The following is a 23971-nucleotide window of genomic DNA, read 5'->3' on the forward strand; positions in this document are numbered from 1 at the left end:
AGCAGCCAGCAGTTAGCGGCCAGCGGCTATTCGCTAACTCCTACAAATTCAACACATCTCTCATTGTAAACACGCCGGTTTTGCCTTTCAGCCATTCGGCGGCTACTACTGCGCCGGAAGCAAAGCCTTCCCGGGAGTGAGCGGTGTGTGTGATGGTAATATCGTCGATTGCAGAAGTATAAGTGATGGTGTGGGTACCGGGAGCTGGATCAATCCTTTTGGAGATGATGGACAGGTTTTCCGGTTGCTGGTTTTCTGCATTTACCCAGCCGGTTTTGCGGGTTACGGCAGCCAGTACCTGTTCTGCCAGGGTGATGGCAGTGCCGCTGGGCGCATCTTTTTTCTGGGTATGATGGATTTCTTCCATCCATACGTCGTATTGAGGTTGGCTGGCCATAAGGGCTGCCAGTTTTTTGTTCACCTCAAAGAATATATTAACGCCGATACTGAAGTTGGTAGCATGCAGGAAGGCCTGGTGCTGTTGTTCGCAGTGTTCTTTTATTTCCGGGAGTTTATCGAGCCAGCCAGTGGTGCCGCATACAACAGGCACATTGGATTCGAAGCATTTTAAAATGTTGTGATAGGCTGTTTCCGGGGTGGTAAATTCAATAGCTACGTCTGCCTTTTCCAGGTGTTCTTTTTCCAGCAGATGCTGGCTATTGAGGTCTACCCGGAGAATGACTTCATGTCCTTTAGCAGTGGCAATAGCATCTATTGCCTTTCCCATTTTACCATATCCGATAAGCGCAATTTTCATGACCCTTGCTAGTTATTTTATATTGATTGATAAGTGAATGATCAGCGGCCGGCGAAATACCCGGCTTTTCTGGCCTTTTTGCCGCCAATGGAAATATTGACGCCAATGCCCAGGGTGCGGTTATTGATCAATGTAGGAGATACGCGCATACTGAGATCGTCGGACATATCGAAGCTGCGCAGATGGGCAAATACGGTAGCGTCTACAATATTTAGCCCATAAGCCAATACGAAAAACAGTACGGAATAGTCTACATATTGCCGGAACTGGTCCCGGTTCAGTTTCAGTGATTCGGTATCATATTTCACGGTTTCGCCGGTATCATTGGTATCCGGGTTGCCGTCTACCCGCAGGCGGTAAGCATCGCGGAATAGCTTATACGTATTCATGTTGTCGATAAAGAAATAAGTACAAGTACCAATAGCTGCATATACGAGCGGAATTTTCCAGTATTCCCGGTTGTAAGCCTGTCCGAGCCCTGGCAATACGGCCGAATAGAGAGCGGCTTTACGCGGGCTATGCGGCAGTTTGGCATTGGGAACGTAGGCTGAGTCGGTAAAAAGCGATTGGCTTGCTTTCTTTACGGTATCTGTTGCTGGCGCCAGAGTAGGGCGTACCAGGGTATCTATTGTTGTAGCGATGGGGCGTAAAGTTCCCTGTGCTTTCAGGGGTACAGTAATTACACCCGCCAGCAGTAACAATAAAAAATAATTGAATGAACGAAATATGTTCCCAGCCTTATTAGCCACCGTATATATCTATTTTATCCAGAATGCTATCCAGTTCTTCATCCGAATAGAATTCAATCAAAATGCTTCCTTTTCCATTTTTTCCTCTATCCAGCTTTACTTTGGTAGAAAAGTGGGTAGCCAGGTTGTCCTGAATTTTTTGAAAGGCAGGAGGTAATTTTAATTTGGCGGATTTTTGTTGATTGTTTTTATCGGTTTGATTGATTCTGCGCGCCAGTTCTTCGGTTTGTCTGACAGATAAGCCGTTTTTCAGTATTTCGTTGTACAGGAAAAGTTGGTTTTCCACGTTTTCCACACCAGTGAGCACACGGGCATGTCCCATACTGAGTTGTCCGTTCCTTACAGCTACCTGGATGTCTGGCGGCAGTTTCAGTAAACGGATGTAGTTAGTCACGGTACTTCTTTCCTTACCCATGCGGTCGGCCACCTGTTCCTGGGTAAGACTGCATTCTTCCATTAAACGTTTATAGCTCAATCCTACTTCAATCGCATTGAGGTTTTCCCGTTGCAGGTTTTCCAGCAGGGCTAGTTCCAGTAGTTCCTGGTCGTTTACCTGGCGTACGTAGGCCGGAATATCTTTCAGGCCGGCCAGTTTACTGGCCCTTAAACGTCTTTCACCGGCAATGAGCTGGAATTTTTTATTGCTGATCTTAGACACCGTAATGGGCTGGATCACATCATGCAATTTGATAGACTGGCTCAGTTCCTGTAAAGCAACCTCATCAAAGTCGCGGCGCGGCTGTTTCGGATTGGTAACAATCTGCTCCAGCGATATGCGCTCTATACCGGTAGCAGTAGCTACTACCTTCTCACCCAGGGCTCCGGCGGTTTGCTTCAGATCTGTATCGATGTTTTGAAGCAGTGAGCGGATGCCTTTACCCAATGCCTCTTTCTTACTTGGATTGGTCATCGTTTATAGCTAGAATTTTGTCTTTGGATTTAATTTTGGTGTAATTATGTTTCTGAAGGATCTCTTTAGCCAGGTTCAGGTAGTTAATAGCGCCGGTACTGGCGGCATCGTACATAATTACGGATTTGCCAAAGCTGGGTGCTTCACCCAGTTTTGTATTACGGTGAATGATGGTATTGAAAACGCTTTCTTCGAAATGTTGTTTTACCTCATCTACTACCTGATTGCTTAAACGTAAACGGCCGTCGTACATGGTCATCAGGATACCTTCAATTTCCAGTTCAATATTCAGGCGGCTTTGCACAATTTTAATGGTATTGAGCAATTTACCCAGGCCTTCCAGTGCGAAAAACTCGCATTGTACGGGGATGATCACGGAATTGGAAGCCACCAGGGCGTTTACGGTAATGAGACCTAGGGAAGGAGAACAATCTACAATTACAAAATCATAATCGGCTTCTACGCTGTCTATCACTTGCTTCATTACCCTTTCCCGGTTGGGGTGGCTGATGAGCTCCAGTTCGGCGCCTACCAGGTCGATATGGGAGGGCAGTACTTTCAGGTTAGGGGTATCGGATTCCAGCACCACGTCTTTGGCCTGCACATCGTTTACCATACAGTCATACAGACTTTGCTGCACGTTGCGCAGGTCGAAACCCAATCCTGTAGTACTGTTGGCCTGCGGGTCGGCGTCTACCAACAGTGTTTTAAATTCCAGCACAGCCAGGCTGCTTGCCAGGTTTATTGCACTTGTAGTTTTTCCTACGCCACCTTTCTGGTTAGCGATTGCGATTATTCTAGCCATTGTGTAATTTAAAATTCAAAGGTTTATTTATAGGATAAAGGATAAATTATCAATGATCGCTTCTTCCTCAAACCTCTATGGTACTTCCGATTTCAGGAAGCAACAGTTCAAGCCCTGCGTCTATGAACTGCATTTTGGCTTCGTTAGTATCTATTTTAACGTAGCCGAAGGTATCGTAATGTACGCCAATGATCTTGTCGCATTCAATCAGTTCAGCGGCAGCAATGGCATCTTCTATACCCATGGTGAAATTATCCCCAATGGGTAAAACAGCAAAATCGAGCGTGGTTACTGCAGGTACCAACTCCATATCGAGTGTCAGTGATGTATCGCCGGAATAATAAAAATTGCCTTCGTCTGTCATAAATATGAAGCCCATCGGGTTGCCACCGTAGGTGCCATCCGGCAAGCTGCTGGAATGTTGGGCCGCAGTACATTTCACCGTACCGAAATCAAATTTCCATTTACCGCCGGTATTCATCGGGTGCAGGTTTTCTATGCCCTGTTTGCCCGCCCAGGTAACAATTTCGAAGTTAGAAACCACCTTGGCGCCAGTCCTTTTAGCCAGATCTATCAAATCTGCTATATGGTCTTCGTGGCCATGGGAAACAAAAATATAATCCGCCGTTATGGCATGGATATCTACTTTTTTTGCCAGTTCATTATGGGTAATGAAAGGGTCGAAAAGGATTTTTTTTCCTTTAATTTCCACCGCAAAACAAGAGTGCCCGTAGCATGTATACTTCATAATCAATCCATTTGAAAATATCACGAAAAAAGAACGGGGAGCTTTACTCTCCGTAATCCGTAATTAATCTACGCCTTATATATTTAAAGATAGCGCTAATAAAAGTAGCTTAATCGGACAAAAATACAACGATTACGTAAAATTCAGGTGCTGCAGTATATTTATTTATACACAAACTCTTCGCAGAACAGGTGCTTTATCCGTTGAATGATCGGTTTTTATCCGGCCCGGCAAGGCTAAATTTAATATATTATTAAAATATTAAAATTATTGTGTTGGGTGCCGCCGGCCAGCAAATGTACTCTTATACGCTTTTTTTATTAAAAAGAGTAAGAAAATATAAAATATCTTATAATTAACACTTTATATGTTAGCCAAACGCAAGTGGTAATGATGAAGTAACTGTGCTTACAGCATGCCTCTTCTCTAATTTTCCTTGTAATTCGGTTTCAAAAATATAAAAAATAGAAGAGAGTAGAAAACTCATCGATAATCTAGATATTGATTTAATGCTATCTCAGAAAGATAGCGTTATTTTGTAAGTTATCCCCAACACTTAAAGATATTTTATATATTTACTTATATTGAGTATCTAATCCATCTAGCTTTATTTTTGTTTATGGATACTATCAATGACGCTTTATTTGAACTACTTCGGGAGTACTTTACTACAGAATCTGTAAAAGCTAAAACGACAATAATAGAAGAAGGAAAACGTTCGAAAAAATTCTACTATTTAAAAAAAGGTGTACTTCGAGGTTGGACACTTCACGAAGGAAAAGAGATAACCTTCCAATTTCTTTTTGAGGTTCAGTTCTTCTGCAGTATAGAGAGTTTTTGGTATGATAAGCAAAGTCTTTATTCAGTTGAAACTATCGAAGATGCTGAATTGTTATCCATTGATAAGCGTAAGATGTTGGATTTACTACAAGGTGATATGATACTTTTGAAAGCCTTTAATGAGTATCTTATTCAGCGTCTATTATCGTATCAAAAATTGCTTATTGCCCGAATCAAAGAAAAACCTGAAAAAAGATATCAAGAGTTATTGCAATCTGCTCCAGAAATTATTCAGCGTGTGCCCCAGCATTATATTGCTTCTTATTTAGGAATAACTTCCGTTTCCTTAAGCAGAATTCGCAATCGTCGATGATTAATTAACAATTGTTATCACACAAGCTCCTATTATGTTCCACTTTTGTATACATAATTTAAAAAGTTATAAAAATGGAAACAATAGTAAAAGGAATGCTAAGAGACATTATCGAAAACCCTCTTTATGATGAAAAGTTAATTCATCAATATTTTGCAGATCAATATACGCAAACAGTGGATCACGCCACTTTGGACCTAGAACACTTCAAAAAGCATATTCAAAAATTAAAAGATTTGATCCAAACAGTACATGTAGATGTCCTAAATTGTGTTAGTGAAAAAGAAACTGTATTTACCAAGCATCAGGTACGCTCTGTTTTGAAGGATGGATCATTCACTACGCATAAGGTATTTGCAGAGTTTAAAATATTCGATGGAAAAATTGTTAGTTGCGATGAGCTTACTTTTTTAATTGATGGCTCGGAAGCCGGGAAACATTTAGGGTCCGCTTTGTAATTTTCTATTTTTAGTCATTGCCTTAAAATATATATTATGTCGGAAGGGTCTTCAATGAAGAAGAGCGAAGTATCTACTCAATGATATTAGATGATGTCTTTTTCTTAGAAAAAATCACTACAGAAGCTTATAAAGAGCATTTTACTAGGTGAGTTGTCGTATAGGTAACGATTAATGGTGCTCATTGCATTTATTTTCATTGTAAATCAAAAAACAAAAGTGCAAAAAATAGGATTAGGTATTAACCTAATCCTATTTTTCATTTTGCTCGTCTATTTTCCTTATTAAGCTTTCCTTCCTTCTTTTCTCTTAGTCGCTTATATGAAAAGAGAAAAAGAAGTTGTTATAAAACCTGTTTGGTAAAACGTGAATTGAGAGGGGAAGTGTGTAAGGCAATCTTAACTCATTGACTTTGTGCTACTTTCTTTATGTTGCTTTCTTCTGTGTATTTTTAATAAAAAAATAAAACATACAATTCTTCTAACTGTTATTCGTCTGTAACCATACACTAACTTGTTTTAACTTTTTGGAGCAGATTAGTTGACTTATATTGCCCGATTATTTATTTATATTAAATTTTAATAATGCGAACAGGATTGAACTCCTTTATATTAATAGCTTTTCTACTTATACTTGATATTTACGTTTTCCAGGCCATCAGGGCGATCGTATATATGTCTACCCCCAGGGTCAGGAATATTACTTACGCCATATACTGGGCTTACTCTGCCATTAGCCTGCTGGTTATTGCTTTGCTGCCCTATATCCAGTGGCATAACTGGCCTCCTACGTTGAAGTCTTATCTCATGGCCATTTTTATGGGAATGATATTGGCCAAGTTACTGGTAGTGGTATTTTTGCTGATAGATGATATAAGAAGGGTGGTGGTATGGGTATTCCGTAAATTTACCGCCCAGCCTTCCGCTTCGGCCAGTAGCATCACCAGTGGGATGTCGCGCTCCCAGTTCCTGAGCAGGCTGGGACTTGTTACCGGCGGAACGCTCTTTGGTACCCTGGTTTATGGTTTCTCTAATAAATATAATTATCATGTGCGCAAGGTGAAGCTGGCATTCCGGCACCTCCCGGCTTCTTTTAAAGGGATGCGCATTGTACAGATTTCGGATATCCATTCCGGTAGCTTTGCCAACCGTGAAGCAGTACTGAAAGGCGTGAGAATGATCAACGCACAAAAAGCCGACCTGGTGCTGTTTACCGGCGACCTGGTAAACGACCGGGCGGTAGAAATGGCTGCGTGGATGGAGGTGTTCAGGGAGGTGAAAGCCCCTATGGGCGTATATTCTACTCTGGGCAACCACGATTACGGCGACTATTACCCCTGGCCAGATAAAACGCCCAACGGTTATAGCGCTATGCAACACGAAAACCTGGAGCACCTCAAAGAAGTGCATGCCAACCTGGGCTGGAAACTCATGATGAATGAAAACAATATTTTCCAAAGAGGTAACGATAAAATTGCTTTGCTGGGTGTAGAAAACTGGAGCGCTATCAAACGTTTTCCCCGCTATGGTGATCTGAAACGCGCGTATGAAGGCACCGCAGATATACCTTTCAAGATCCTCCTTTCACATGATCCCACCCATTGGGATGCACAGGTAAGGCCTGAATATCCTGATATTGCCCTGACGCTGGCCGGCCATACCCATGGCATGCAGTTCGGGGTGGAGATCCCGGGCCTGAAATGGAGTCCGGCCCAATACTTTTATAAAGAATGGGCAGGATTGTACAAGAAAGGGGAGCAGTTCCTGTATGTAAACAGGGGATTCGGTTTCCTGGGATACCCAGGCAGGGTAGGTATCCTACCTGAAATCACCGTCATAGATCTCGTATAAGCGATCCCGTTGGAGGATGTATCAAATGGGGAATAGCTTAAAACAACGATATACCTGACCCAGCTGAAAAGAGGCAGCCTCAAAGGTATGAGGCTGCCTCTTTTCCTTACTGACCGATAGAAAAGTAGCATTTAACCGGATATTCATCCTATTCATAGGGTGAAGACCACTCAGTATTCATTTACGGTTTATATTGCGCATACGTACTAAATTGATCATGCGCCTATACTTCTTAATTTTCCTATTGTTATGTAGCCGTGTTGGAGTGGGACAAACTTTAGCCGAGCTGGAAAAGCAGCTTGATTCGCTGCTGGATAAACAGCAAAAAAGTGAAGTAGTAGTGGGGGTTGGATACGGTAATAATCCTGCATATGGAACTAAGGTAACTACCCAGGAGTTGCCTATCGTTCTGAAAACATATATTGCCCCTTCTCTGGGCTACTACCATAAAAGTGGTTTTTATGCGGGTATTAGCGCCTATTACCTTTTTAAGTCTATTCATAAACCTTGGTTTGAATGGGATTTTACTGCTGGCTACGACTATACGAAACATAAAGATTTCCTGACCGGTATTTCCTATACCCGGTATGCGTTTGCTGATTCCAGCGATGTGCCTACAACCCCGATTAAAAATGAAATGTTTGCTTATTTCTATTACCGCAAATGGTGGCTCCAACCAGGCATTAGTTTGGATTATGGCTGGGGAACCGATATTTCTGAAGGAGTATGCAGGCGGGAAACCTTGCGAGGCAACGATTTTAATATAATTGCTGCCCTAAGGCACCCTTTTGTTTTTTCCGGCCTGGCTGCCAGGTCAGATGTATTGATGTTTACGCCAGCGCTTAACCTGACAATGGGAACCGCTAACTATTACAGCAATCTCAAGGCCTTGCAATATATGACCCACTCACCTAAAGTGGTACAGATCAAAAAGCATCCGGGAGGAGAGCTTAACTTCAAGGACCATACGGGGTTTGAGCCGCGCGTGTTGGATCTTACCATGAATGTTTCCTACTTTATCGGGCATATTAATCTAACGCCTTCCCTCACTTTATTTAAATCTTTAACCGGTGATGATCAAGGTGTTATGGGTTATTTCACTACCCGCATAGCATATAGTTTTTGATTCTTTTAACAAATAGCACGGATTTTGTATGTATCGGACCGCAATAGCAGCGTAGGGGTATTGTTTACCGTCGACGTCTATATTTTAACCATTACTAACAATACATACATTTATGAAAAAACTGTTCTTTGCTGCAGCGTTCATGCTTGCTGCTGCTACCACTGTTAATGCTCAAACAAAGTTTCTCCGCTTCGGTGTTAAAGGCGGCGCTAATCTTGGAAAACTCGACGGAACCGGCTTTCAGGATGGTTTTAAATTAGGTTACCACCTGGGCGCATTTGCACAGGTAAATTTGGTGAAAGGCTTTGGCGTGCAGGGAGAACTGATATTTTCTTCCAGCAAAACGGAAACAGCAGATAATTTCGACAAAATCTATGAAGGCGTAAGTACTTCCGAAAATCGTAAGAAAATCAGCCTTAATTACCTCAGCATTCCGTTATTAGCCAATATTGATTTAGGTACTCCACGTTTCAAGCTCCAGGTAGGACCACAATTTGGTGCTTTAGTAAGTGATAGAAAAGTTTTGGGTGCTGCCAATGAAGCATTTAAAGGTGGAGAAATTTCAGGTGTGGCCGGGTTATGGTTGCAATTGCCCATTATCAACATAAGTGCGCGTTATATCATCGGCTTTAATGATGTAAAAGGTATCAATAGCGTTACCAATACCAGCAACTGGAAAAACCAGGGCATACAGTTGGGAGTAGGCGTTTCTTTCTAAGTTCCATTATACACATAAAGGGATGCGTTAAGGCGCAAAAGTGCTTTCTGAGGAAAGGCTTTTGCGCCTTGGTTTTTTATCGGCCGGCGATAAAAAATGCATTTACTTTCCACCTGACAGAGCGTCACTTGGCATCAAACTTGACAAGGTAGGTATGCATTAAAAAAAGAGGACTTGTCGTGTGAAGTATGACAGATTGTCCTCGTGAGGCTTTAAATATCTCAGATGAACAGATTTTATTTAGGAAATTCGGAAGATGAAATGGAGTTCATGCCTATTATCCCTTTGAATGAAGATGGGGAGGGACAGGAGGATGAAAAGATTCCCGATGAACTGGCATTATTACCATTACGAAATACAGTATTGTTTCCGGGTGTAGTGCTGCCGATTACGGTAGGCCGGGATAAATCTATAAAAGCGGTAAACGACGCTTACAAAACCGATAAGTCGATTGGAGTGGTGGCACAAAAGGACAGCACCATTGAAGACCCGACTGTAGCGGATTTAAGTGGAGTAGGAACAGTAGCACGGATTGTAAAGCTCATTAAAATGCCCGATGGTGGCACTACCATCATTATTCAGGGCCGCAAACGTTTCAAAATCGATGAAATTGTAGCGGAAGATCCTTATTTCAAGGCCAGAATTAGTGTATTGCAGGATGAAGCAGCAGAAGATGATTCTGAATTTGAAGCATATATTTCTTCTATCAAGGACCTGGCAGCACAGATCATTCAACTGTCGCCCAACCTGCCCTCTGAAGCCAGTATTATCCTAAAAAATATTGAAAATGCCTCTTTCCTGGTGCATTTCGTTTCTTCCAACCTGAATTCAGACTTGAAAGAAAAACAGGAGCTGTTGGAAATCAATAATTTGCGTACACGTGCAGAGCTGTTGATGAAATTATTGCAGACAGAATTACAGTTGGCAGAACTGAAAAATAAGATTACTAATAAAACCAAGGCGGATCTTGATAAGCAGCAAAGGGATTATTTCCTGCAGCAGCAGATGAAATCCATCAAGGAAGAACTGGGAGGAGACGCCAACGACCGGGAACTGAAGGAAATGAAGCGGAAGGCAGAAGAAAAGAAATGGCCGGCTGCCGCCGCAGAAACTTTTGCCAAAGGGATTGAGAAACTGGAGCGGATGCATCCCAGCACGCCGGATTACAGCGTGGTATATAATCACCTCGACTTACTGTTGGATTTGCCCTGGGGCGAATATACTACCGATAGTTATGACCTGAAAAAGGCGAAGAAAATATTAGACCATGACCATTACGGCATGGAAAGGATCAAAGAACGTATACTCGAATACCTGGCTGTGTTGAAACTGAAAGGAGACATGAAATCTCCTATTCTATGTTTTGTAGGTCCTCCGGGTATCGGTAAAACCTCCCTGGGACGTTCTATCGCTAACGCAGTAGGGCGTAAATATGTGCGTTTGAGCCTGGGCGGTTTACATGACGAAAGCGAAATCCGTGGCCACCGCAAAACCTATATCGGCGCTATGCCAGGTAGGGTGGTACAGTCTATCCGGAAAGTGAAATCTTCCAACCCGGTGATGATCCTCGACGAAATCGATAAAATAGGTAACGATATGCGGGGCGATCCTAGTTCCGCACTGTTGGAAGTATTGGACCCTGAGCAAAACGGTACTTTTTACGACAACTACCTGGAGCTGGAGTACGATCTCAGCAAGGTATTGTTTATTGCCACCGCCAATAACATCAATTCTATCCATCCCGCTTTGCGCGACAGGCTGGAAATTATTGACCTGAGTGGATATTCTATCGAAGAAAAGGTGGAAATAGCCAAAAGGCACCTGATACCTAAGCAAAGGGATGCCCATGGCCTGAACGATGTAAAAGTACGCATAAGCAACCAGGTAATCGAGCAGCTGATTGCGGATTATACCCGTGAGAGCGGGGTACGTGAACTGGACCGGCAATTTGCCGCCATAATGCGTAACCTGGCCAAACAGGTAGCCCTGGAAGAGGCCGCACCTGAAACGCTGACAGGAGCTGATTTGCAACGGATACTGGGAAAACCGCGTTATTCCAACGAGATCTATAAGGTAGGCAATCCGCCGGGAGTGGCTGTAGGATTAGCTTGGACTTATGTAGGCGGGGATATCCTGTTTATAGAAAGCAGCCTCAGCGAAGGGAAAGGAGAACTGAAGCTCACCGGTAACCTGGGAAATGTGATGAAGGAGTCGGCTGTAACGGCGCTTACCTACCTACAATCACATGGCGCAACGTGGAATATCGACTCAAAACTATTTTCCCAAAAGAGCGTACATGTGCATGTGCCGGAAGGGGCTGTGCCTAAAGACGGGCCTAGCGCGGGCATTACCATGTTAACGGCCCTGGCTTCCATATATACCGGGCGTAAAGTGAAGTCTTACCTGGCTATGACCGGGGAGATCACCTTACGTGGACAGGTATTGCCAGTAGGAGGCATTAAGGAGAAAATCCTGGCCGCCAAAAGGGCAGGTATACGGGAAATTATCCTTTGCTGGCAAAATGAAAAAGATATCAAGGATATTAATCCTGCCTATATTAAGGGGATGAAATTCCATTATGTGCGGCAAATGAACCAAGTGCTAGAAATTGCGTTATTAAAGAGGTAACAACGCGTAACATTGCTGTCAGTCATGACGGCAAATTATATACTGTTCATATCGGTTTTGTTGTGACCCCGCTATGAACTTCATGTTGATTGTTTTAAGGGTTGATAAAGCCATTCCGAACCGGAATGGCTTTATTGTTTAGCTAGTCTGCCAACTGCCTTTTATAGAGTTGTATGGTATTTTCCAATCCGAAATAGAGCGCATCTACTACCAGCGCGTGACCGATAGATACTTCTTTCAATTGGGGGATGTGCAGTTTAAAGAAGCGGAGATTGTCCAGATTCAGATCATGGCCTGCATTGAGGTGTAGGCCTATAGCGGTGGCCTCCTTGGCGGTATTTTTATAGTCGTTGAACAACTGCAGGTTTTGCGGCTGTGTACGGGCATTCGTATATTCTTCTGCGTATGGGCCGGTATAAAGCTCTATACGGTCTGCCCCGGCGGTTTTGGCACCGGCTACCTTGCTTACGTCTGCATTGAGGAAAATGGATACGCGGATGCCTGCTTTTTTCAGGGTGCTGATCACATCTTTCAAAAATGATTGGTATTCTACGGTATCCCATCCGGTATTGGAAGTAATCGCATTCGGGGGATCGGGTACCAGGGTACATTGGTCTGGTTTTACAGCGAGCACCAGGTCCATGAAATCTTGTGAAGGATAACCTTCAATATTGAATTCTGTAGTAACCAGCGGTTTAAGATCCCTTACGTCCTGGTAGCGAATATGACGTTCGTCGGGGCGAGGGTGAACGGTAATGCCTTCGGCGCCGAAGCGTTCACAATCCTGCGCTACTTTTAATATGTCTGGTAGATTGCCCCCGCGTGCATTGCGTAGGGTCGCAAACTTGTTGATGTTTACACTCAGCTTTGTCATGCTGCAAAATTACTTCTTATAGCAGAAAGTGCAAAGCAGCTGCATAGAATTCGGGGAGTAGCATTAGGTGCGGAAGTGCAAAAAGAAAGCAGCAGAACAGCAGGTTCTGCTGCTTCAATCATATCACTGCGCAGGCCGGAGCCTGGTAGATGTTTAGTATCTGTAGTAGTCTGGTTTGAAAGGACCTTCTACCGGAATGCCAAGATAAGTGGATTGTGTAGGAGTGAGTATGTCCAGTTCCACACCGATTTTTTTGAGGTGTAAACGGGCTACTTTTTCGTCCAGGTGTTTAGGCAGTACATATACCTTGTTTTCGTAGTTTTCTGCATGCAGCCACAGTTCCAGTTGAGCGAGCACCTGGTTGGTGAAGGAGTTACTCATTACGAAAGAAGGGTGACCGGTAGCGCAACCCAGGTTTACCAGGCGGCCTTCTGCTAGGAGTATAATATCCTTACCATCGATAGTGTATTTATCTACCTGAGGTTTGATTTCTACTTTAGTGTTACCGTAGTTTTTATTTAACCAGGCTACATCGATTTCAATATCAAAGTGACCGATATTGGAAACGATGCATTTATCCTTCATCAGTTTGAAGTGTTCGCCGGTGATGATATCACGGCAACCGGTTGTGGTAACGATAATATCCGCTTCTTTTACCGCGTCGTTCATTTTCTTTACTTCATAACCTTCCATTGCTGCCTGTAATGCGCAAATGGGGTCGATTTCAGTAACGATTACACGGGCGCCTGCACCTCTCAGGGATTCAGCAGAACCTTTGCCCACATCACCGAAGCCAGCAACTACAGCTACTTTACCAGCAATCATTACATCGGTAGCGCGACGGATCGCATCTACGCAGGATTCGCGGCAGCCGTATTTATTATCGAATTTGGACTTGGTAACAGAGTCGTTGATATTGATAGCCGGGATAGGCAAAGAACCAGCTTTCATACGTTCGTACAAGCGGTGAACACCGGTAGTGGTTTCTTCACTCAGTCCTTTCACATGCTGGATCAATTCTGTATATTTATCCAGTACCATGTTGGTTAAGTCGCCACCATCGTCCAGGATCATGTTCAGCGGACGGTCTGGGCTACCAAAGAACAGGGTTTGTTCAATGCACCAGTCAAATTCTGCTTCATTGAGGCCTTTCCAGGCAAATACAGGAATGCCGGCAGCCGCAATAGCAGCAGCAGCGTGGTCCTGGGTAGAGAATATGTTGCAAGAGCTCCAGCGTACTTCCGCACCCAGGTGCACCAATGTTTCAATTAATACAGCAGTTTGGATGGTCATATGCAAACAGCCAGCAATTCTTGCACCCTGCAATGGTTTGCTGTTGCCATATTCTTCTCTTAATGACATCAGGCCGGGCATTTCTGCTTCTGCCAGTTCTATCTCTTTACGCCCCCAGGCCGCCAGAGACATATCTTTTACCTTGTATCCGAGGCTAAAGTCAATGTTTGATTTCGCAATTGTTGACATGCTGATTTATTTTTTGCAAATCTAGGGTTATTTTAACTTTTAACATAATGCAACTGTGGCCTGTATACAGTTAACCAGGCGTATGCTATAGATAGCCCGTTTACACAAATCTTTCGCCCTCAGACAAATTAATTTGATTTAATATAAATATTATTATAAATTTGCTAATTCAAATATATGATTTTATATATAATTGTTTATTGGTGTGAAACAAGTGAAAGAGTATAGAATAATTATAAAAATCATAATGAGCGCCATAACTGCGCGTTAGACTGCCTACGTTAGAGCTGAGTATTATTTGCCGGCAACTGTTTTTTACATAAGGCGCCGGAAGAGCCATTACAGAGATTCGCATATAGGGTTTTACAAAGGACTGTTTCGCATTTTTGACTAAAAATCTATATGTATAAATAGAAATTTACACGCTTATATGTTACTCCTTTCCTATCCTATGAAATTAATGAAGCAAGGTATGCTTCGCCGTATCTATCCTCAACTGTTACGAGCTGTATATCTGGTTCTTTCTTTTTTCTTTATCAATACAGGTGTACATGTACAGGCGCAGGCGCTGGTGACCATTAATCCCGGCGGTGGCCAAACAGTGGGTGATGGACTAAAGATCCAGATCAATGCAAATGGTACTTACCAGGTATTCCGAAAAGGAAAAACAGAAACCGGATTCGAATATCCCGGTGATCCCAGCGATCCTTATAATCCGCCGGATTCTGCTACTTTAGGTATCCAGACAAGGGTAGGGCTTGAATCCAGGAGTGCCAGCCATATTTCTACAGGTGATAACCCACTGGCGATCCGTTTCAGCGAGGCTTCCCCCGTAATGGGCAGCGGGTCGCCCGCCGATCCTTTCAGGGTTTCTTTGATTGGCACTATCAGCTACATGGACCTGGGTATCAATTACCCTACTACCGTACTTACTACAATTACGTATGTACTTCCCAATAATTATTTCACGGTAGATTATACGATTTATAATAATCACTTCAACACCTATTTTCATCTTTATATCGATGAATACCTGGTGATGCAGGATAAACTGCCGGTAAATGGCGGCCCTATAGACGGGAATAATGAGTGGACAAACAGCTATAAGGTACCTATGGCCAGCAATACGCCAAATATAGTTGGTTTTACCCGGGGCACTGATAAGGTGTCTACTTACCCGGATGCTACCAAAGGCCCGTTATCGCATACCTACCAGGCATATGATAAATTCGCGTCCTTTGCAGCTAAGCAGTCGTGGGACAGAACATCGATTTATATGGGCGAGCTGCCTAATACTTTTGATGCTTCCGGCTCCGATCCCTCTTCAAAAGGATTAGGCGTTCACCTGGTGCTGGGGGATAAAATGGGTTCGCAGGCTATCGGTACGCGTATGGCGGTTACCTATGAAGACACGCAAACGCCTACTGTTGTTACACTGAATGGTACGCCACTCAGTTCCGGCACCACTCCTGTGAACATATCTTTTGAAAAAGATACTGCCAGCGGAGCGGAAGGAAATACTGGAGACCTGAATTTTCCCAACCTGAATATCACATTTAACGCTGCTGCTACGGTAAATACACCTTTATATGTGAAAATGGCGTTAGTAGATCCGGTACCTGGAGAACAGCACGTGGCAGTGAGGAACACCGATTATACCTTCGTGGAAGGATTTATGATTCCTCCCGGTACCTATCCGGCAGGATCAAAACTACCGCTTAAAAATATCCTTATCATTGGTAATAACAATCTGGAATATAGCCGGCACATGACCTTTAAGCTGGTGCCAGTGGCTGCTAACCAGTTGGTCAATATTTCAGGGCAAACCACCTGCACGTATACGATCCAGGATGACGAGCCTAAAAATATTACTTTATCCACCCCGGCAAAGATATTGGAAGGGACTACGGAAGTGGCCCGGGTAACGCTACCCCCGGGCGTATACGCTACAGAAAGAACGCAAGTGAAATTATCAGTAGAGGACGGCTCAAAGGCTGTTTCTACTGATTTTACTTTTGATGAGGAGCTATGGATAGAAAAGGATTCCAACGGGGTAAATATTCCAATTAAAGCGATAAAAGACAGCATCCTGGAAAATGATGAAGAAGTGAAGTTCCGGGCAGATGCCTTGGTAATGGGACAAGCACAAACTTCATCCGGCAGTTTTTTGATTGAAGATGCTACCCGGAAAGATCCCACTTTAACAGTGTTGACCTTTGTTACCAATGACCTTGCCCCATTACCTGAACCATATACCAACGGCGCTACTATCAGTTTACCGAAAGATGTAACCACCGATATCCCCATCCACATCACCATCACCAAATCCGGTACAGCAACAGAAGGTGCCGATAAAGATTATGAGATGGATGGTACTGTTGTGATTCCGCAGGGAGGAAGTCAGGCGCCTATTACCTTTAATATATTTGATGATAAGCGGATTGAAGGTGCCGAAAATGTGGTGGTTTCCTTAACGGCTACAGACGGAATTGCCGGTACGGATTATACCTCATCTGCTCCTACTTTTGTGATAGATATTGCAGATGCACAGTTGCCGATGACGGAGCCGGTTGTATTGCATATTTCTACTCCTACCATAGAGGAAGATGCAACTACTCCTCCGCAAGTATGGGCATCTCTTCCGGATGGCTTTACTACGCAGATCCCTATTCACGTTACCTTTACCAGCGGGGAGTCTAGTACCGCACCGGCCAACTCTTACAGCTTCCCGCTAAATAGTGTGACTATTCCGGCAGATGGGTTGAACTCAGATAAGATCAACATCTCCGGCTTCACCAACTTTATATTCGAGGATACCCGCAACCTGGTATTGCTGGGTAGCTCTTCAGATAATGGCATCCTGGTAAAAGACAGTGTGGCCTTAACCGTTATCGATAAAACGGATGTGAGCAAAAAACAACTGACCGCAGAAGCCCTGACCTCGCCGCTTACGGAAGGAGAAGGAACTGTATTTAAAATATCTCTGCCTGCAGGATATTCATCTGCCAAAGATATTACAATAGATCTCACTGTAGACGCCACTAATACAACTGCTGCCAGCAGCGATTATACTTATATCTCTTCTATTACCCTTGATCATGGTAATACCTCACAGACTACCAGCTCAGATGTGGTAACTACCCTGCCAGACCAGGTTATAGAAAAAGACGAGCAACTGGCTTTTTCTGCGCAAGCTGTTGGGTACACCGTTACTGGGGTTACTTTAATTATTAATGATGCTACCCGCCGTAATTCAGACAATACCAAGGTTACTTTCACAGCGCCGTTTACCGAAATGCCGGAAGGTAGCAACCAAACGATTGGGTATAGCCTGCCATCAGGTATAACAACAGCAATACCAATTACGGTTCATTTGTCGGATATAACAGGATCGGCCATACGTAATAAAGACTATTATTTGCCTGCTGATACTTCCTTTACCGGAACGGGAGGTAGCGCAGCATTGAACGTATATACCGATAATCTGGTAGAAGATGTAGAAGACATTCATATCACACCTACCGTAAGTGATGAGTTAGGCACTACTTATACTATACAGCCACCAGTAACAATTGACCTGGGCATCAAAGATGCACAGTACCCTTTTCCGGATGGTGATTCTATTATACTCACCAACTCCGGCCCGGTGAATGAAGGTGATCATGCTACTATTACGGCAACTTTCCCGAACGGTTGGAAAGCCGGTAAAGCCTGGAACATTGTGTTAAGCAAAGATATTGCTGCTTCTACTATCGGTGCAGCGGGGCATGATCCGCTACCGGGTACAATAACCATAAACGCTAACGCTATTAGCGGTACCTCTGCTCTCTTTAATATTGAGCCCAACCAGGTATTTGATGATGGCGGCTTTATAAAAGTAGATGGCAATAGTGGCAACAGCAATATGCCAGCCAGCAGCACCTTGTTGTATGTGAACGATGCCACAGACTTCGCCAAGAAACAACTGACGTTGTTACCAGTAAATCCTGCTGTAGCAGAAGGGCACAGCACTGCATTTACTATTTCGCTGCCAAGCGGTTATTCCTCTGCTAAGGATATTGCGGTACAGTTAACAACTGGTGAAGGTACAGAAGCAGCCATCGGGGATTACACACTTGTACCTGCCATCACTTTAGATCACGGCAAGGAAACGCAAACAACGACTATTGATGTAGTAACTGCCCAGCCAGACCAAGTTATAGAAAAGGACAAAGCTTTAGTGGTAAGTGGCAATGCTACCGGTTATACCGTAAATGACGTTACATTACAGCTCAACGATGCTACCCGTCGTAATTCGAATAACACCAAGCTCACTTTCACAGCGCCATCTGCTCCAATGCCGGAGGGCAGTGGTCAAACGATTGGGTATAGCCTGCCATCAGGTATTACAACAGAAATACCAATCACGGTTCATTTATCGGATGTAACAGGATTGGCTATACGTAATAAAGATTATTACCTGCCTGCCGATACATCCTTTATTGGAACAGGTGGCAGTGCGTCATTGGGTGTATATACCGACAACCTGGTAGAAGATGTAGAAGATATTCATATCACGCCCACTGTAAGTGATGAATTAGGCACCACTTATACCGTGCAGTCATCAGCGACTATAGACCTGAGCATCAAAGATGCGCAGTATCCTTTCCCGGCTGGTGATTCTATTATATTAAGCAGCATACCGGATAGCATTTATGAAGGAAGTAGTGCAACTATTACGGCTACTTTCCCACATAACTGGAAAGCAGGTAAAGATTGGGTGATTACACTGGCAAAGAATACGGCTAATTCTACGGTAGCAGATACCCGTCATACTGCGTTGCCTGGTACAGTTACCATTCTGCACGACCAGCCATCTGGCTTGTCTGCTCCGGTTACGGCCTATACCAATAACATCCTGGATGATGAAGGCGCCATGATCGTAGATGGTAACAACGGCGATCATAATATGCCGGCTACCAGCGCATCTATTTATATTAAAGATCTTACGGAAAAACAAACCGGCGCCCGGGTAATCACCCTTACACCGGATGCTACCCTGGTGCCTGAAGGCAATAAGGTAATCGTAACTGTTGCCACGCCATATGCTTCCACCAAAGATATTACCGTACAGTTGGCCGTTGATCCTGCCCATTCTACTGCTAAAGAAGGAGAAGACTATACTTTATCGGTGAATTCATTTGTGTTGCAGCAAGGAAAAACCAGCGCTACTTTTGAGCTGTTGCAAACGCTGGTAGATAAAGTATTGGAAAATGAAGAAACCCTGGCCCTGAACGCTACGGTAAACGGACATACGGTAAATAACCTGCAATTGGTTATTCAGGATCTTACCCGTACCGATCATAATAACCTGGCATTGAATGTAAATGTATTTGAATCGCCGCTGGCAGAAGGGGATAGCGGGGTAGTTACCTTTAGCTTACCTGCAGGTGTTACTGCTGAGGTGCCTATTACTATTTTGCTGCCGCAAACCAGCGGTACTGCGGAAGCCGGATTAGACTATGTGCTGGATAACAGTGTTACCTTGACTGATGGCAACAGTACAACTGCCAGATTAAAGGTAAACCACGATAATTTTACTGAAGGACCAGAGACTTTTACTATCTCCGCTACGGCTACAGATGGTATCAGTAACTTTGATGTACAGGTGCCTGTACAAACGATCCAGGATGATCCTTCCCAGTATCCATTGCCTGCAGCCATACTCCTGCGTCCTTCGTTGGCGGTATTGGACGAAGGTGGTGCAGGTACTACTTTGGACGCTCAGCTTCCAGCTAATCTGCAGGCAGGACGGGATATCATGATCCTGGTAGACAGGGACAATGTACTTAGCACCGCTATGGCAAGCGATCATAATGCCCTGCCTTCTCCTTACCAGATCGTGATCCGGAAAGGGCAAAATACAGGTAATAACACCTTTGAACTGAAAGCGCTCAAAGACCTGATCCTGGAAGATGATGAAACAGTAGTATTAAAAGGAATGATTACCGATCCGGTATTCAACACGGCTACTATACAGGATACTATAATAACTATACAAGACAGGACACATGATGATCCGGCTACAGGTTTCATTCACCTTACAGCTGTAACAACAGGTACGCATGTATTGGAAGGAAATAATTATACCATGAAGGTGAGCCTGGCGCCAGGAGTAACTGCCAGCAAAGACATACAAGTAGCCCTGGATATAGACAGCAGCTCAATAGCCAATGCTGCAGATATTACCGGGTTACCCGCCAATGTTACACTTGCTGCCGGTCAGCCGGATGTAAATTTTACCTTTACAGCCGCTACCGACTTTATCCTGGAAAAACCAGAGTTGTTGCAGATCAACGCTACGCCGCAGAACTATTTGGGAATGAAAGGCGACCAATTAGCGGTTACTATTGATGACGCTACCCGCTTAAATCCGAACAACCTGAAGCTAGAAGTGCGTATCGATTCATCGTTGATACATGAAGGAAGTGTGAGTAATGTAACAGTAGGATTTGTTAATGACCAGATCATTTCAGATGAAGATATAGTTGTTAATATTACTCCAAATGCCGTTTCTACCGCCGATGCAGCAGATTATAACGGGATGCCTGCACAGATAACCCTGCTTGCCGGCGAGCATAATAAAGTGTATCCGTTGCAGATAATAGATGATAATGTATTGGAAGGAGATGAACAGTTACAGTTTACGGTGCAACTGGGCACTACAGGATATACGATTAGTCAACCTGGTGTTATTTTGATTCCGGAAGCGGGAGATATGAGGGTGGTATTACAGAAAGCCGCCGACGCTGCAGAGCCGGCTACCAATGGCGTATATACCCTGTTATTGCCGGGCAACGCTACCGCCGCTGCAGATGTGAAAGTGGTATTCTATGTAAGTAGTATTACTGGTACCACCAATATTGCACCTATTACAACTGCTGCTACTATCCTGGCCGGACAAAACAGTGTGTCGGTTCCGGTGAATGTGATCGATAATAAAGTAATAGAGGGGGATGAGCAGGTGAGGGTGGCATTGATGCTGGCCCAGATGAAGCGTTTTAATAAAAATATTGCCCTGGATGTGAACGATCTGGATACGGTTGTATTAACAGTACACGACGATGAAAGTGATACAGACGGCCGTAGTATGGTGATAGAGAAAATAAGCGACGCGTCGGAACCTGCTGTCGATGGTAGTTTCCGTGTTCATTTCGCCGATGCGCAATTATCTGCGGTGAAAGATGTGAAAGTGGCTTATACAGTGGGAGGTACTGCTATTGCTGATGCCCGTTATAAAAAGCTAGGCGGAACCGTATTGATTCCTGCCGGTGCTAATGGAGCTAATATTGTGGTAACACCGATTGATAATAACATTGTGGAAGGCGATGAAAATGTACAATTGCAATTGCAGACAGTGAGCAGCACTATTGCCGGCGTTACCTGGCCTTTGGCTACCAATGCAAGCGCTGAGGTGTTGATCCACGATAACGATACCCTGGTGGTGGAATTGTTTACTAATACCTCCACGGTAGCGGAAGGCAGCGCCATACAGTTTACACTCACTTCCTCTGTTACCGCTGTACATGATGTGCCGGTGAGGATACAAGTTACCCAGGATGCCGCCCGTACGTTTACCGCAGGTGAAGGCACGGTAAATGGTAATATAGTTACCATTAATATGCCGGCTGGTACCAGTCAACATACCTTTACAATTACTGCTACAGACAATGATATTAATGATGATGACGGCTTCCTGAAAGCGGTTATCCTGCCTTACCTGAGTGGTGGTCCCAGCTCGTTGATATATAAATCTGGCGCTATAGATACCGCTCTTGCCATCATTACTGATAACGACCCGCTGACCCTCAGCTTTATTACTGATAAGTTCAGCGTAAAAGAAGGGGATACCGGTGAAAACACCCCCTTGCGCTTTAATGTACAGTTCAGCAGGCAAAGTTCCCGCCCAGTTACCATTGATTACGATTTTGAAGAGGCAACGGAAGGGGTATCTTTCCCATTCATGGATTTTAAAGCCACACCGGGTATAGACTTCGATAATACCATCAAACAGGTAGTCATACCGCCTTTTACTACTATTGGGCAAATTAGTGTGAACATTATCGGCGATACTATTGTTGAGCAAAACGAAACGTTTATTCTGAAGCTGAATACCGCTACAGTACCTTCCGGACAGCATCCGCCAATGATTGGCGATCCGGCTAAGGCTACCGGTATGATCCTCAACGACGATCCGATGTGCAGTACTTGTGATACTGACGGGGATGGCCTAACAGATGGTGAGGAGGATATTAATAAAAATGGCGATCCGTTTGATGATGACACCGATGGAGATGGTATCCCTAACTTCCTGGATCTGGATGCTGATGGAGATGGCGTGCCAGACGCTGTAGAACGCTTCTCCACTGATCACCGTTATATTAACAACAATAGTGGTAAGATACGGGTGCACCCGGCTATTTCGCCAAACAACGATGGGCAGGGTAATGATGCGATGTATATCGAGAATATTGAGAAATATACAGATAACGAAGTGGTGATTTTTAATCGCTGGGGCGGGGCTATATACCGGATGAAACGCTATGATAACAAGTCCAATAATTTCAGGGGTAAAGCGAATGTAGGCGGCAGTACAGGCAACGATGTGCCGGATGGATCTTATTTCTACAATATTGATGTGGTGATCGATGGTAAGAAAGAACGTTACACAGGTTTTATTGTGATTAAACGTTAATGTTATACACGAAATTTAAAGATGAATTTCATAAAAAATTGAGCTATACCTATGAAAAAGCGTCTTATAAAAGCTTTAGGGATTATTGTCTTATGTTGTTATTACTCGCTGCAGGCCATAGCACAACAGGAGCCATTGTACTCGCAGTATATGTTTAATGGCATGGTCATTAATCCCGCTTATCCTTCGATGGATGAGTCGCCTAGTCTCACAGCGGTGGGGCGTAACCAGTGGGTAGGGGTAGATGGTGCGCCTAAAACAGCGACTGCCTCTTTTTATACGCCAGTAAAGGCGACTAATACGAGTCTGGGGTTCTCGCTAATGCACGAAAAAATTACGGTGAACACGCAGACTGCTGTTAATTTTAATATCTCCCAGCGGGTAAAGCTTAATGATAAAGTGTACCTGGCGATGGGATTAAAAGGAGGAATGTCGCAGTTTAAAGAAGACAATAGCTCGCTGTCTACTACCGATCCGGCATTTGCACATAATCAAAGCTATTGGAAAACGGATGTTGGGTTTGGATTTATGCTGTTTACGGACCATTTTTTCGTCGGCATTTCTTCGCCTACATTCCAAAGCATTAACCTGGGCGCCAGTGCGAATAAGGTAGATGTATCCTCGCACTATTATCTGCAAACAGGTTACCTGATGACGATCAATGATAATGTGAAGTTGAAGCCCAATGTATTGTTAAGACAGGTAAAGGGTGCCGGGTTGCAGTATGATCTGAATGCGAACATACTATTAAAAGACCTGGTATGGCTGGGCGTTTCCTGGCGTTCAGAGAAAACGATGACAGGGCTGGTACAAGTGCAGGCCACCAAGAACTTGCAGATTGGCTATTCTTATGATACGCCTGTACAGTCGAACCTGAAAGGCGCACAAACGGTATCGCATGAATTAATGGTTAATTACCGCTTTTCCTTGTCTAAATGGAAAGTGGTGTCACCACGTTATTTCTAATATAAAAAACAAG

15 protein-coding genes are annotated in these 23971 nt (G+C 43.9%); 8 read left to right on the top strand and 7 right to left on the bottom strand.

Annotation, left to right across the window (positions count from 1 at the left end; translation table 11 throughout):
* Positions 1-40 precede the first annotated feature (40 nt).
* The 5 genes from dapB to ACDQ55_RS10585 all read right to left on the bottom strand — a co-directional run bounded on the left by dapB (position 41) and on the right by ACDQ55_RS10585 (position 3969).
* On the bottom strand, positions 41-757 hold the full coding sequence (gene dapB, locus ACDQ55_RS10565) for a 4-hydroxy-tetrahydrodipicolinate reductase (RefSeq protein ID WP_420981353.1): 717 nt from the start codon (positions 755-757) through the stop codon (positions 41-43).
* Positions 758-798: 41 nt separating this feature from the next.
* The gene (locus ACDQ55_RS10570) at positions 799-1506 is read right to left on the bottom strand and encodes a DUF5683 domain-containing protein (RefSeq protein WP_420981354.1); all 708 of its coding nucleotides are present in this window, start codon (positions 1504-1506) and stop codon (positions 799-801) included.
* On the bottom strand, positions 1499-2416 hold the full coding sequence (locus ACDQ55_RS10575; protein ID WP_420981355.1) for a ParB/RepB/Spo0J family partition protein: 918 nt from the start codon (positions 2414-2416) through the stop codon (positions 1499-1501). The genes ACDQ55_RS10570 and ACDQ55_RS10575 overlap by 8 nt, the downstream gene beginning before the upstream one ends.
* Positions 2400-3221, bottom strand: coding sequence for a ParA family protein (locus ACDQ55_RS10580; RefSeq protein WP_420981356.1), 822 nt, complete (start codon positions 3219-3221; stop codon positions 2400-2402). Before ACDQ55_RS10580 ends, ACDQ55_RS10575 begins: the two co-directional genes overlap by 17 nt.
* Before the next feature lie 67 nt (positions 3222-3288).
* Positions 3289-3969, bottom strand: coding sequence for a metal-dependent hydrolase (locus tag ACDQ55_RS10585; RefSeq protein ID WP_420981357.1), 681 nt, complete (start codon positions 3967-3969; stop codon positions 3289-3291).
* 619 nt (positions 3970-4588) lie between these two features.
* Here ACDQ55_RS10585 and ACDQ55_RS10590 point away from each other — a divergent pair.
* The 6 genes from ACDQ55_RS10590 (at position 4589) to lon (ending at position 11902) form a co-directional block, all read left to right on the top strand.
* A complete protein-coding gene (locus ACDQ55_RS10590; protein WP_420981358.1) occupies positions 4589-5122 on the top strand; it encodes a Crp/Fnr family transcriptional regulator in 534 nt (177 codons plus the stop codon).
* Between the two features lie 74 nt (positions 5123-5196).
* Positions 5197-5580: a hypothetical protein gene (locus ACDQ55_RS10595; RefSeq protein ID WP_420981359.1), complete on the top strand. Its 384-nt coding sequence runs from the start codon at positions 5197-5199 to the stop codon at positions 5578-5580.
* Between the two features lie 584 nt (positions 5581-6164).
* A complete protein-coding gene (locus tag ACDQ55_RS10600; protein ID WP_420981360.1) occupies positions 6165-7430 on the top strand; it encodes a metallophosphoesterase in 1266 nt (421 codons plus the stop codon).
* Positions 7431-7647: 217 nt separating this feature from the next.
* Positions 7648-8556, top strand: coding sequence for a hypothetical protein (locus ACDQ55_RS10605; protein ID WP_420981361.1), 909 nt, complete (start codon positions 7648-7650; stop codon positions 8554-8556).
* Between the two features lie 112 nt (positions 8557-8668).
* Positions 8669-9274 (top strand): porin family protein, encoded by a 606-nt coding sequence (locus tag ACDQ55_RS10610; RefSeq protein WP_420981362.1) that lies wholly within the window; start codon positions 8669-8671, stop codon positions 9272-9274.
* Between the two features lie 225 nt (positions 9275-9499).
* Complete coding sequence (lon, locus tag ACDQ55_RS10615) at positions 9500-11902, top strand: endopeptidase La (RefSeq protein WP_420981363.1); 2403 nt, start codon at positions 9500-9502, stop codon at positions 11900-11902.
* 142 nt (positions 11903-12044) lie between these two features.
* Here lon and ACDQ55_RS10620 read toward each other — a convergent pair whose 3' ends face one another.
* Both ACDQ55_RS10620 and ahcY read right to left on the bottom strand, forming a co-directional pair.
* Positions 12045-12776, bottom strand: a complete 732-nt coding sequence (locus ACDQ55_RS10620; protein ID WP_420981364.1) for a pyridoxine 5'-phosphate synthase — start codon at positions 12774-12776, stop codon at positions 12045-12047.
* Between the two features lie 153 nt (positions 12777-12929).
* Positions 12930-14258, bottom strand: coding sequence for an adenosylhomocysteinase (gene ahcY / locus ACDQ55_RS10625; protein WP_420981365.1), 1329 nt, complete (start codon positions 14256-14258; stop codon positions 12930-12932).
* Positions 14259-14688: 430 nt separating this feature from the next.
* Here ahcY and ACDQ55_RS10630 point away from each other — a divergent pair, with 430 nt between their 5' ends.
* Together ACDQ55_RS10630 and ACDQ55_RS10635 are read left to right on the top strand one after the other, a co-directional pair.
* On the top strand, positions 14689-22992 hold the full coding sequence (locus ACDQ55_RS10630; RefSeq protein ID WP_420981366.1) for a Calx-beta domain-containing protein: 8304 nt from the start codon (positions 14689-14691) through the stop codon (positions 22990-22992).
* A gap of 51 nt (positions 22993-23043) precedes the next feature.
* Entirely contained in the window at positions 23044-23958 is a 915-nt protein-coding gene (locus ACDQ55_RS10635; protein WP_420981367.1) for a type IX secretion system membrane protein PorP/SprF, read from the top strand.
* Positions 23959-23971: the final 13 nt, after the last annotated feature.

It is taken from the genome of Chitinophaga sp. 30R24, from assembly GCF_049056765.1.
GTDB lineage: Bacteria > Bacteroidota > Bacteroidia > Chitinophagales > Chitinophagaceae > Chitinophaga.